General features: G+C 63.0%; 11 protein-coding genes and 1 pseudogene. 6 read left to right on the top strand and 6 right to left on the bottom strand.

All coding sequences use genetic code 11. The annotated features are described in order from the left end of the window. The 4 genes and pseudogenes from AWB79_RS38340 to AWB79_RS19535 all read right to left on the bottom strand — a co-directional run. Nucleotides 1-113 (bottom strand): annotated as a pseudogene (locus tag AWB79_RS38340) (electron transfer flavoprotein subunit beta/FixA family protein); the annotation flags it as partial. Nucleotides 114-302: 189 nt separating this feature from the next. Then, complete coding sequence (locus AWB79_RS19545) at nucleotides 303-1094, bottom strand: MetQ/NlpA family ABC transporter substrate-binding protein (protein WP_061169071.1); 792 nt, start codon at nucleotides 1092-1094, stop codon at nucleotides 303-305. Between the two features lie 14 nt (nucleotides 1095-1108). Further along, a complete protein-coding gene (locus tag AWB79_RS19540) occupies nucleotides 1109-1762 on the bottom strand; it encodes a methionine ABC transporter permease (RefSeq protein ID WP_061169070.1) in 654 nt (217 codons plus the stop codon). Further along, nucleotides 1752-2786, bottom strand: coding sequence for a methionine ABC transporter ATP-binding protein (locus AWB79_RS19535; protein ID WP_061169095.1), 1035 nt, complete (start codon nucleotides 2784-2786; stop codon nucleotides 1752-1754). Before AWB79_RS19535 ends, AWB79_RS19540 begins: the two co-directional genes overlap by 11 nt. Nucleotides 2787-2950: 164 nt before the next feature. On the opposite strand from AWB79_RS19535, the gene AWB79_RS19530 reads away from it, so the two are divergent. Then, on the top strand, nucleotides 2951-3835 hold the full coding sequence (locus AWB79_RS19530; protein WP_061169069.1) for an alpha/beta hydrolase: 885 nt from the start codon (nucleotides 2951-2953) through the stop codon (nucleotides 3833-3835). On the opposite strand, the gene AWB79_RS19525 is transcribed toward AWB79_RS19530, so the two are convergent. Then, nucleotides 3832-4755, bottom strand: a complete 924-nt coding sequence (locus tag AWB79_RS19525; RefSeq protein WP_061169068.1) for a histone deacetylase family protein — start codon at nucleotides 4753-4755, stop codon at nucleotides 3832-3834. The two genes, AWB79_RS19530 and AWB79_RS19525, sit on opposite strands and share 4 nt — an antisense overlap. A 318-nt stretch (nucleotides 4756-5073) precedes the next feature. Between AWB79_RS19525 and mltB the strand changes: the two genes are divergently transcribed. Then, nucleotides 5074-6237 carry a lytic murein transglycosylase B gene (mltB, locus tag AWB79_RS19520; protein WP_061169067.1) on the top strand — a complete coding sequence of 388 codons (1164 nt, stop codon included), beginning with the start codon at nucleotides 5074-5076 and terminating at the stop codon, nucleotides 6235-6237. Nucleotides 6238-6307: 70 nt separating this feature from the next. Here mltB and cysM read toward each other — a convergent pair whose 3' ends face one another. Beyond that, nucleotides 6308-7210, bottom strand: a complete 903-nt coding sequence (gene cysM, locus AWB79_RS19515) for a cysteine synthase CysM (protein WP_061169094.1) — start codon at nucleotides 7208-7210, stop codon at nucleotides 6308-6310. A gap of 291 nt (nucleotides 7211-7501) precedes the next feature. Here cysM and AWB79_RS19510 point away from each other — a divergent pair, with 291 nt between their 5' ends. The 4 genes from AWB79_RS19510 (at nucleotide 7502) to AWB79_RS19495 (ending at nucleotide 10967) form a co-directional block, all read left to right on the top strand. Continuing rightward, complete coding sequence (locus tag AWB79_RS19510; RefSeq protein ID WP_061169066.1) at nucleotides 7502-8401, top strand: LysR substrate-binding domain-containing protein; 900 nt, start codon at nucleotides 7502-7504, stop codon at nucleotides 8399-8401. Nucleotides 8402-8565: 164 nt separating this feature from the next. Further along, nucleotides 8566-9312 carry an isochorismatase family protein gene (locus tag AWB79_RS19505; RefSeq protein WP_061169065.1) on the top strand — a complete coding sequence of 249 codons (747 nt, stop codon included), beginning with the start codon at nucleotides 8566-8568 and terminating at the stop codon, nucleotides 9310-9312. Between the two features lie 250 nt (nucleotides 9313-9562). Then, nucleotides 9563-9820, top strand: coding sequence for a porin family protein (locus AWB79_RS39570; protein WP_061169064.1), 258 nt, complete (start codon nucleotides 9563-9565; stop codon nucleotides 9818-9820). A 286-nt stretch (nucleotides 9821-10106) separates the two neighbouring features. After that, nucleotides 10107-10967, top strand: a complete 861-nt coding sequence (locus AWB79_RS19495; protein WP_061169063.1) for a pirin family protein — start codon at nucleotides 10107-10109, stop codon at nucleotides 10965-10967. The last annotated feature ends 73 nt before the right edge of the window (nucleotides 10968-11040 follow it).

The following is an 11040-nucleotide window of genomic DNA, read 5'->3' as shown; positions in this document are numbered from 1 at the left end:
AACGGATTCATCGACATCTTCACGTTGGCGATATCGACGCCCGTGTTGTCCGACTTCACGCGGACCTTCACGTTGTAGTCGACCACGCGCTTGACTGGCACCAGAATTTTCATGCACACGCTCCAAAGTTACGATTACGTCAACCCAGCGTCATTATACGAGCGACGCGTCGACTGTTCCCCTCCTTAACTGGGGGGGATCGGGTTGTCGTGTTCATCGTGCAATAGGTATGGGACGAATTTTATCGAACGATCGTTCTATTTATATCCACGAAAACCCGAACTCCACCCTGAAAACGATTACTAGGCGGTGATCACCGCCCCCGCGTATTTGCCTTCGATGTACTGCTTCACCTCCGGCGAGTGATATGCCGCGACCAGCTTGGCGACCCACGGCTTGTCCTTGTCGGCGGCGCGGATCGCGATGATGTTCACGTACGGCCCGTGCGGGTCCTCGATCGCGATCGCGTCCGACTTCGGCTTGAGGCCGGCTTCCATCGCGAAGTTGGTGTTGATCGCGGCGGCGTCGACGTCGTCGAGTGAGCGCGGAATCTGCGCCGCGTCGAGTTCGACGATCTTCAGCTTCTTCGGGTTCTCGACGATGTCGAGCGGCGTCGCCTTGAGGCCCGCGTCGGCGCGCAGCTTGATCAGGCCTTGCTTCTGCAACAGCAGCAGCGCGCGTCCGCCATTGGTCGGATCGTTCGGCACCGCAATGCGCGCGCCGTTGCCGAGCGCCGCCAGCGACTTCAGCTTCTTCGAGTAGATGCCCATCGGGAACGTGACCGTGTCCGCGATCTTGATGAGCTTGTAGCCGCGATCCTTCACTTGCGCGTCGAGATACGGCAGATGCTGATAGCTGTTCGCGTCGAGATCGCCGGCGGCGAGCGCGGCGTTCGGCTGCACGTAATCCGAGAACTCGATGACGGTGATCTTCAGGCCGTTCTTGGCGGCGACCTGCTTCACCACGTCCATGATCTGTGCGTGCGGACCGCCGGTCACGCCCATCTTGATCGAGTCCTCGGCGTGCGCGACGCCGTTGAACAGCGTTGCGCTCAAAAGGGCTGCGGCGAACTTCAGAATGAATCGACGTTGCATGGTCTTGGATAGGTTTATTTGTGGCTTAGACGGCGAACGAGCCAGTCGCCGAACGATTGCACCAACTGCACGAACACGATGAGAATGACCACGACCGTGATCATCACTTCAGGCAAGAAACGCTGATAGCCATAACGGATGCCGAGATCGCCGAGCCCGCCGCCGCCGATCGCGCCGGCCATCGCCGAATAGCCGACGAGCGACACGAAGGTGATCGTCAGGCCTGCGACGACGCCCGGCAGCGATTCCGGCAACAGCACCTTGAACACGATCTGGCTGGTGGTCGCGCCCATCGATTGCGCGGCTTCGATCAGTCCGCGATCCACCTCGCGCAACGCGGTTTCCACCAGACGCGCGATGAACGGGGCGGCGGCGATGGTCAGCGGCACGACCGCGGCCGCCGTGCCGATCGACGACCCGACGATCAGCCGCGTGAAAGGAATCACCGCGACGAGCAGAATGATGAACGGCGTCGAGCGCACCGCATTGACGATGCCGCCGAGCACGCGATTCACGCCGATGTTCTGCAGCACGCCATCGCGATCGGTCAGATACAGCAGCACGCCGAGCGGCAAACCCACGGCCGCGCCGACGAGCCCCGAGATGCCGACCATGACCAGCGTTTCCCAAAACGACTGCACGAACATGTCGAACATTTCACTCAACATGGGACATCTCCTCCACCACGACGCCTTGCGAGCGCAAATACGCGATCGCCTCCGCGACCTTCACCGGTTGCCCGCCCGCGAGCACCGCCAGCGAGCCAAACGCCTGACCCTGAATCTCGTCGATCTGGCCGTGCAGGATGTTGAAATCGAGTTCGTAGCGGCGGATCGTTTCCGAGAGAATCGGCTGATCGACGCCCGAGCCCGTGAACGCGAGCCGCAGCAGATGTCCGCTGCCGGTCCTGAGACGTTCCGTGACGCGCGCCTTCAATGCCGGCGGAAGCTCGTGCGCGATCACGTCGCCGATCAGCGCGCGCGTGACTTCGTGATGCGGCTGCATGAACACATCGACGACCTTGCCCTCCTCCACCACGCGTCCAGCGTCGAGCACCGCGACGCGATCGCACACCTGCTTGATGACTTCCATCTGGTGCGTGATCAGCACGATCGTCAGACCGAGCTCGCGATTGATCTTGCGCAGCAAATCGAGAATGGCGCGCGTGGTTTCGGGATCGAGCGCGGAGGTGGCCTCATCGGAAAGCAGCACTTTCGGATTGCTCGCGAGCGCCCGCGCGATACCCACGCGCTGCTTCTGCCCGCCGCTGATCTGCGCCGGGTACTTGTCCTTGTGCTGCGTCAGGCCGACGAGCTCCAGCAAGGGCGAAACGGCCGCGTCGATTTCCGCGCGCTTCTTGCCGGTGAGCTCGAGCGGCAACGCGACGTTGTCGAACACCGTGCGCGAGCTCAGCAAGTTGAAGTGCTGGAAAATCATGCCGATGTCGCGGCGCGCGGCACGCAGATCGTCCTTGCCGAGCGCCGTAAGATCGCGTCCGTCGACGATCACGTTGCCTTCGCTCGGGCGCGTCAGCAGATTGATAGTGCGCACCAGCGTGCTCTTGCCCGCCCCGCTGCGCCCGATGATGCCGAACACTTCCCCGGCGGGAATCGACAGATTGATGCCGTGAAGCGCTTCGACCCAGCCCCGGGGACCCGCGAAACGCTGCGAAAGATTGCGTATTTCGATCATGAAAATGAAAACGGCGGAAGGCTCGCCAGGTGACACGCACCCGCGCAGCCGGCCGCCGCTCGTTCTAGCTGTTTAGTACCGTCGCCGCGATTTTACAGGACACGCTACATTCTGTTTAATAATGATTTTCGATCGGCTAATAACGTGGAGAAATTTACCGGCTCATGTCACGCAACATCCATTCGACCAGCATCGTCACGACGCGACACGGCGTCGAACTGTTCCTGCACCGCTGGCAGCCCGCGCCGGGCGTCGAACTCAAGGCGCGCATCGCGCTCGTGCATGGACTCGGCGAACACGCCGGACGCTATGACGCGCTCGCGATCGCGCTGAACGCGACGGGCGTCGAGCTGATCGCGATCGATCTGCGCGGACACGGGAAATCGTCTGGCAGGCGTGTTTCGGTGCGCTACTTCGTCGACTATCTGCGCGATGCCGACGTGCTGCTCGAAGCCTGCGCCGCGACGCCGCCCACGGACCTCCCGCTATTCCTGATGGGCCACAGCATGGGCGGCACGATCGCCGCCCTCTACGCGGCGGAAAACACGCAAGACAGAAAGCTGGCCGGATTGATCCTTTCGAGTCCGGCGCTTACGCCCGGCGCCGGCACGCCACGCTGGAAGGCGAAGCTGAGCCGCCTCGTCGCGCTGGTCGCGCCGCGCATGGCGGCGTTCACCCTCGATCCCGCGCTGCTCTCGCGTGCGCCGGGCGTGGTCGAGGCATATAAGCGCGATCCGCTCGTGCATCACGGTCCGGTACCGGTGCGCACAGCGGCGCAGATTCTCGCCGGCATGGAGCGCGTCGCGGCGAAGCGCGGCGAAATCGAACTACCGCTGCTGATTTTCCACGGCACGGCGGACGCGATCTGCGATCCGGCCGGCAGCCGCGACTTCGAGGCGCACGTCGGATCGACCGACAGCACGCTCGCGATGCACGAAGCGAGCGCCCACGAAACGCTCAACGATCTGGATCGCGACCGCGTGATCCGCGCGCTGATCGACTGGACGCTCGTGCGCGCCGACTACGCGCGCACGCACGCGCGAGACTAGATTTCGGCGAGCACGCGCAGATGCGCGACCACACTGCGCCCGAGCGCCGACAGGTTGTAGCCGCCTTCGAGGCAACTTACGATGCGCCCTTGCGCATGCCGTTTCGCGACGCCGCGAATCTGCTCGGTGATCCACGCGTAATCGTCCTCGACGAGGCCCATGTTGGCCATGTCGTCCTCGCGGTGCGCGTCGAAACCGGCGGAGACGAAGATCATCTGCGGCTTGAATTCCTCGAGCCGCGGCAGCCACATCAGGTCGACGACCTCGCGCACCTGCATGCCCTTCGTGCGCGCGGGCAGCGGCACGTTGACCATGTTCGACGCGTGATTGTCGGCGCCGCTGAACGGATAGAAAGGATGCTGGAAGAAGCTGCACATCAGCACGCGCGAGTCGCCGCTGAACGCGGCTTCCGTGCCATTGCCGTGATGCACGTCGAAATCGACGATCGCGACGCGTTGCAGTCCGTGCACTTCCAGCGCATGACGCGCGGCGATCGCGACGTTGTTGAACAGGCAAAAGCCCATCGCGCGCGCGGGCTCGGCGTGATGGCCGGGCGGACGCACGCTGCAGAACGCGTTCTCATAGCGTCCTTCGATGACGGCATCGGTGGCGGCGATCGCCGCGCCCGCCGCGCGCAACGCGGCGCGATACGACTCGGGGCACATCGAGGTATCCGGGTCGAGTTCGCTTCTGCCCGACTCCGGCGTGCGGCTCTTGAGGTAATCGATGTGCGCCTGCGTATGCACGCGCGCCAGGTCGGTTTCCTCGGCAAGCGGCGCTTCCTCTCGCTCGATGAGCGCGTCGATGCGGCTCGCGATCAGTTGATCCTCGATGGCCTGCAGGCGCGCCGGGCATTCGGGATGCCACTGACCGTTGTCGTGCGCCAGGCAGTCGGGATGGGAGTAAAAGCCGGTGGCCATGATGTCTCGCAATGCCGCTTTCGTCGGCTCTCGTCTCGTATTTTTTCGTCATACGCGACCGCGTGCCGCGCATTTGACGTTAAGTTACCACACCGTTCGCCCCGGCCGCCCCGGCCCGGACACACGGCCGATACCGGCGCGATGCGTCGGTTATACTGCCCCGACGCTTAGCCGGCCGAGCGAAACGCGCGAGGCTTGTCGCAGGCTGTTGCGTTCCGTTGAGAATCGTTGCGGATCGTTGCGGATCGATTCAACTTCACAAGGCGTTTGGCCGGTCGTGCATCAGGCATCGCGCCAGGCGTCCCAACCACGCACACTATGACCTTCCAGTTTGCTCCGTTCGACTCCACGGCTCCATCCAGGCCGACCAAGCGCGCGCTCGTCGCCTCACTGCTCTGCGCGTTCGGCCTTCTCTCCGCCAGCAGTGCCTTTGCGCAGTCGCAGCAGCCGCAGACCGCGACGCCGCAAGGGCAGGTGTTCGAAGAAGAGATCGTGCCGCAGCGCTACGCGAACAACCCGAACGTCGATGCGTTCATCAACGACATGGTCGCGCGCTACGACTTCGATTCCTCGGCGCTGCATGACCTGTTCGCGCGCGTGAGCTATTCGGCGACCGCCGCCAAGCTCGTGCTGCCCTCGCCCACGCCGCAGGCCAAGAACTGGCGCGCGTATCAGGCGCGCTTCATCGAGCCGGTGCGCTTCAACGCGGGCGTGAAGTTCTGGCGCGCGAATCAGGCCACGCTGCAGCGCGCGGCGGAGCAGTTCGGCGTGCCGCCCGAGATCATCGTCGGGATCATCGGCGTAGAGACGATCTACGGGAAGTACATGGGCAACTTCCGCGCGCTCGATGCGCTGACCACGCTCACGTTCGATTACCCGAACACGCCGAACCGCACCGAGCGCATGGCGACGTTCCGCAAGAATCTCGCAGACCTGCTCGTGTGGACGCGCGATTCACAGATCGATCCGACCACCGTGCTCGGTTCGTACACCGGCGCGATCGGCATTCCGCAGTTTCTGCCGAGCAGCATCGTCCAGTACGCGGTCGATTTCGACGGCAACAGCCGCATCGATCTGCGCACGAGCCCGGCGGACGCGATCGGCAGCGTCGCGAACTATCTCAAGCAGAATGGCTGGGAGCCGGGCCGGCCGGTCGTGTGGCGCATTGCCGGCGATGTCGGCAGTCAAGGCATCGCGCAGGCGGCGGCGGATGGCGCGCCCGAACCGAAATGGTCGCTTGCGCAACTCACCAAGGCCGGCATGCTGCTCAACGAGCCAGGTCTGAATCTCGAGGCGGAAGCGCCGACACCGCTTACCGTCGTCGATCTGCCGACACCCGGCCGCGCGACCGAATATACGCTCGGGCTGAAGAACTTCTACGTGCTCACGCGCTACAACCGCAGTTTCTTCTACGCGCTCGCCGTCTATCAGCTTGGCGAAGCGGTGAAAGCGCGCATGATGGCGGGCGAGGCGCCGCAGTGATGCCGCGTAGGATTCGCATGTAAAAAACCCCGGCGTGCCGGGGTTTTTTATTGTCCAGGGTACGTAAAGCTCAGGCGGGAAACACGCCGGTCGACAGATAGCGGTCGCCGCGATCGCAGACGATGAACACGATCGTCGCGTTCTCGACCTGCCGCGCGATGCGCAGCGCGACTTCGCACGCGCCGCCCGACGAGATGCCCGCGAAAATGCCCTCCACCGAGGCCAGCCGACGCGCCATCGCCTCGGACGCGGCCTGACTCACGTTCTCGACGCGATCCACCCGGCTGCGATCGAAGATCTTCGGCATATACGCTTCCGGCCACTTGCGGATACCCGGAATGCGCGAGCCCTCTTCCGGCTGCGCGCCAATGATTTCGATCTGCTGGTTCTGCTCTTTCAGATACTTCGACACGCCCATGATCGTGCCCGTCGTGCCCATCGACGAGACGAAGTGCGTGAGGCGCCCTTCCGTCTGCTTCCACAGCTCCGGACCGGTGCCTTCGTAATGCGCGAGCGGGTTGTCGGGGTTGGCGAACTGGTCGAGGATGATGCCTTTGCCGTCGCGCTGCATCTGATCGGCGAGATCGCGCGCGTATTCCATGCCGCCGGTGACCGGCGTAAGCACGATCTCCGCGCCGTACGCGGCCATGCTCTGACGACGCTCGACGGAGAGGTCCTCGGGCATCAGCAGCACCATCTTGTAGCCGCGCATCGCGGCGGCCATGGCGAGCGCGATGCCGGTGTTGCCGCTCGTCGATTCGATCAGCGTGTCGCCGGGCTTGATGCGGCCGCGCTCCTCAGCTTTCCTGATCATCGAGAGAGCCGGGCGATCCTTCACCGAGCCCGCCGGGTTGTTGCCTTCGAGCTTGCCCAGCACGATGTTGTTACGGCTGCGGATTTCATCGTCCACGACGCGGACGAGTTGCACGAGCGGCGTGTTGCCGACCGTGTCTTCGATAGTCATGTAAGCCATATGCGGAGCGGATTTCATCCCACGGCAGAACGCGACTGCAGCGGGATTTTTGATATAGGGATTCGTGGATTGTAGCCCAGCGCTCCCACCGATGCCGGCGCAGCCCTGAGGGTCACGCGGATATCCCGCTTCGGGACGTTCTGCGCGGCCTCATCGGCAAGCCAGCGCCTCAATCGAAGGCGTATCGTAATGTTCCAATTCGGGGGCGGTATGAGCACGTGTTCTCTTGATACCATCGCCCGCGACCGCCGCCGTCCGCGGTCCGCGGTCCGCGCCAAAAGGAAACACGCCATGCTCGATCTCAACGATTTGTATTATTTCGCCACACTCGTCGAGCGAGGCAGTTTCACCGCGGCGGCGCAAGCGATCGGCGTGCCCAAGGGAACACTGAGCCGCAGGCTCAGCAGGCTCGAAACGCACTTGGCGCTGCGCCTGATCGACCGTACCACGCGCCGTTTTTCGCCGACGCAGGCGGGCGAGAAGCTTTACGTCTATGCACGCACCGCCGTCGAACAGGCGAGTACAGCGGAAGCGCATCTGCGCGCGCTGACGGGCGAGCCGGCCGGGCGCATCCGCGTCACATGCCCGCACGGCATCCTGCGGGCCCTGCTCGCGCCATTGCTGCCGCAATTCCTTGCAATCCACCCGAAGGTCTACATCGATCTCGTCGCGAGCAGCCGTTACTGCGATCTGATCGCAGATGGCTTCGATATCGGCTTGCGCACGCATCAGCACGATCTGGCCGATTCCTCCCTGATCGCTCGTCGCCTGGCCGTTCTGAAAATGATATTGGTCGCAAGTCCTCTTCATTTTTCCGGGCAGGCTCCTGTGAACCCCTCGGACCTGGACGGTCTGCACGGATTGCATCTCGAAACGCGGGACGGGCCCGCCGCATGGACCCTGCACGGACCGGATGATCGACGGACGACCATCCATCTCCAGCACAAACTCGGTTCCGACGACGTGTCGGTGCTCAAAACGGCGGCAATGAGCGGACTAGGCGTAGCCGTCATGCCATTGGCGGTTTGCCGTGACGAGCTTGCGAGCGGAGCGCTCGTGCGAGTGCTTCCAGAGTGGGAAGTACCTGACCGAAATCTCAGTCTCGTCCTACCGGCTTCGAAAGGACTCATGCCGGCCGTACGCGCCTTCGCGGATTTTGTGGTCGCGCACATGCCCGATCTGGCTGAATAGTCTCTACCCGTCGATCACAAAATTTGACTGTTTCCACGACAGGATACTTTGTTCTGCAATCCCGACTTCAACGGTTGATTACGTGCAGCTAATATTTGGCAGACCATGAATATGTGGTCGGCCACGCTTTCTCGAGCTGGCCGTCTTTCTCTATCGGTTCCACCATGAAACAGCTCTCTTTCCTGAAGCGCACGGCATCCGCGCTGGTCGTCCTGTCCGCGCTCGGCATCTCTCAACACGCTCTCGCGGAAAACGCAACCATGAACGCAGGCAACTCCATTACCGCATCCGAAAACACCGCGCTGAAGAAGCTGAAGCGTGAAGACACGGTCCTTCTTTTGGTCGATCATCAAGTGGGTCTGTTCACGGGCGTGACCGATATTTCGACTAGCGAACTGAAGCATAACCTCGTGGCCCTCGCCAAGGCGGCGCGCGTGCTCGGCATTCCGGTGATCGTGACCGCGACGATGCCCGACGGCATGTGGGGCCCGACGATTCCCGAACTGCGCGCCGCTCTGCCGGACGTCCCGGTGATCGTGCGCGGCACCATCGACGCATGGCAGGATCCGGCCGTGCAGTCGGCGATCAAGAAGACCGGCCGTCACCAGTTGCTCGTCGCGGGCGTGTCGACCGAAATCTGCGCGTCGTTGCCCGCGTTGTCCGCCAAAGCCGACGGTTATGACTCGCGCGTCGTGATCGACGCATCAGGCACGTTCAGCGAAGCCAAGAAGACGGCAGGCCTCGCGCGCCTGCAGATGGCCGGAATTCCGATCGTCGATTACGCGACCGCGGCAGTCGAAATGCTCGGCAGCAACGACGACCCGAAGGCACACGACGTCTACGGCGCGCTCGATATCCCGTTCGCCGGACTGGTCTACAACCTCCAGCAGGCATTCACCAAGAAGAAGTAACGGCTCGCGTACCGCAAGCTGACTCAGCGAGGCGGGCTCCCTGCCTCGCGCGATGCATCCGGCGTCCGGGCCAATACGTGCAATGCCGACGCTCCCCGGAAGGGCGCCTATTTCGGCGTGAACAGCGGCACCATGCAGGAGAGTCGATGGGGATTGCGTGGCGTCGAAGATCTGGGCGGCGGAATCAAGGCAATCTTTACGCTGGAGAATGGGTTCAGCGTCAGTCTGGAACAGGCGCCGGAACCTCGTGATGCCTGCACTCTCGCTTGGCGCCGCCTATTCGTACACCGTGCGCAAGCCGACCACGGTCGCCGCTGGCAAGAGCAAGTACAACTATCATCAGTTCGGCGTTCAGGCCAACTATGCGTTGTCCAAACACACGGACCTGCGCATGTCGGGCGTGATGCAAATTGCATCGGGCGGCTCGACGGGCGAATACCCGGCCGCTGCGATTTTCAACCCGCCAGGCACGTACGGCGCGTCGTCGGGCACCGGCGACTCGTGGTGAACGCCGGCATCCGTCACCGCTTCTGACAGACTCGATTCGCGACACGTTGAGGCGTCACGACTCATTGTTTCACCGCTGAAACACTGACTCTCAGCTTTTGGCCTTTGCTCACTGACGTCCCCATAATATGCTCTCCGGCAGTGGGGTTGACCTGGCCTTCGTTGCACGCGTCATCGCCCCGCGACGCTCGAACGTGTCATCTATTTAAGATAGCAAATCAAATTCATTGAATAACCGGCACGCAGGACAATCGAAGAAGACGCCGGGTTCGGTTAGGAAGAAAGGCATGAACAGCAAACTCAGCATCTCCCGCGTGGTCGACGGTCACGACATGCGCATCGGCACGGGCTTCACCGCCAAGCATTTCAGCGAAGACATGTTCGACGGCCTGATCGATCCCGTCGTGATGGTCGATCACTTCCACATGACGTCTCCCACCTTCGAGCCACATCCGCACGCGGGCATCTCGGCGGTCACGTACATGTTCGAGGATTCGACCGCGCCGCACGTCAACTACGACTCCATGGGCAACAACCATGTGCCCATCCGCCCCGGCGAACTGCACTGGCTGGCAGCCGGGGCCGGTGCGGTTCACACCGAGCAGCCGGAAGGACGCAATCCGCACGTCCACGCGTTGCAGATCTTCGTCAATCTGCCGGCCGCAAGGAAATTCGATGCGCCCTTCGCGACCCATGTCAACGCCGAAGACGTGCCGGTCCATCAGGCGAACGGCGTGCGCATGCGCGTGGTCGCGGGTGAATCGCAAGGCCTGAAATCGACGCCAACGCTGCCGGAGCCGTTCACGCTGCTCGACGTCTTTCTGGATGCAGGTGCGAGCGTCGAACATCTCCTGCCTGCGGATTGGTGCGCGATGATCTGCGTCGTGTCGGGTCACGTGACGCTGACCCACGGCGAGCAGTCGGCGCGAGTCGGTCAAGCGCAAGCCATTGGCGTCGCGGCCGGCGCGGTCAATGCCACGCTCGAACTCAGTGCCAGTGAGAACGCGCACTTCGCGCTGCTTTCCGGGCGGGCGTTGCGCGAGCCGCTGGTGAAGCACGGTCCGTTTGTGATGAACACCGCAGAACAGATCAACGATCGTATCCGCGCGTATCAGCGCGGCGATTTCGGCCGGCTCGACATGTCGTGACCCGCTTCATCGCAGGGACGCGATCCACGCGACCTGCGCAACGTGTCCGGCCGGCGAAGCGCCGACCGGACAC

The organism is Caballeronia hypogeia, from assembly GCF_001544875.2.
Lineage (GTDB): Bacteria > Pseudomonadota > Gammaproteobacteria > Burkholderiales > Burkholderiaceae > Caballeronia > Caballeronia hypogeia.
The sequence above is the reverse complement of the archived record's forward strand: the minus strand, read 5'-3'. Positions and strand labels throughout refer to the sequence as shown.

Excerpts from the sequence above, each read along its gene's own strand:
- AWB79_RS19525 (WP_061169068.1), bottom strand. The coding sequence starts at position 4,755 with ATGGCCACCGGCTTTTACTCCCATCCCGACTGCCTGGCGCACGACAAC.
- AWB79_RS19530 (WP_061169069.1), top strand. The coding sequence starts at position 2,951 with ATGTCACGCAACATCCATTCGACCAGCATCGTCACGACGCGACACGGC.
- AWB79_RS19540 (WP_061169070.1), bottom strand. The coding sequence starts at position 1,762 with ATGTTGAGTGAAATGTTCGACATGTTCGTGCAGTCGTTTTGGGAAACG.
- AWB79_RS19510 (WP_061169066.1), top strand. The coding sequence starts at position 7,502 with ATGCTCGATCTCAACGATTTGTATTATTTCGCCACACTCGTCGAGCGA.
- AWB79_RS19535 (WP_061169095.1), bottom strand. The coding sequence starts at position 2,786 with ATGATCGAAATACGCAATCTTTCGCAGCGTTTCGCGGGTCCCCGGGGC.
- cysM (WP_061169094.1), bottom strand. The coding sequence starts at position 7,210 with ATGGCTTACATGACTATCGAAGACACGGTCGGCAACACGCCGCTCGTG.
- AWB79_RS19495 (WP_061169063.1), top strand. The coding sequence starts at position 10,107 with ATGAACAGCAAACTCAGCATCTCCCGCGTGGTCGACGGTCACGACATG.
- AWB79_RS39570 (WP_061169064.1), top strand. The coding sequence starts at position 9,563 with ATGCCTGCACTCTCGCTTGGCGCCGCCTATTCGTACACCGTGCGCAAG.
- AWB79_RS19505 (WP_061169065.1), top strand. The coding sequence starts at position 8,566 with ATGAAACAGCTCTCTTTCCTGAAGCGCACGGCATCCGCGCTGGTCGTC.
- mltB (WP_061169067.1), top strand. The coding sequence starts at position 5,074 with ATGACCTTCCAGTTTGCTCCGTTCGACTCCACGGCTCCATCCAGGCCG.
- AWB79_RS19545 (WP_061169071.1), bottom strand. The coding sequence starts at position 1,094 with ATGCAACGTCGATTCATTCTGAAGTTCGCCGCAGCCCTTTTGAGCGCA.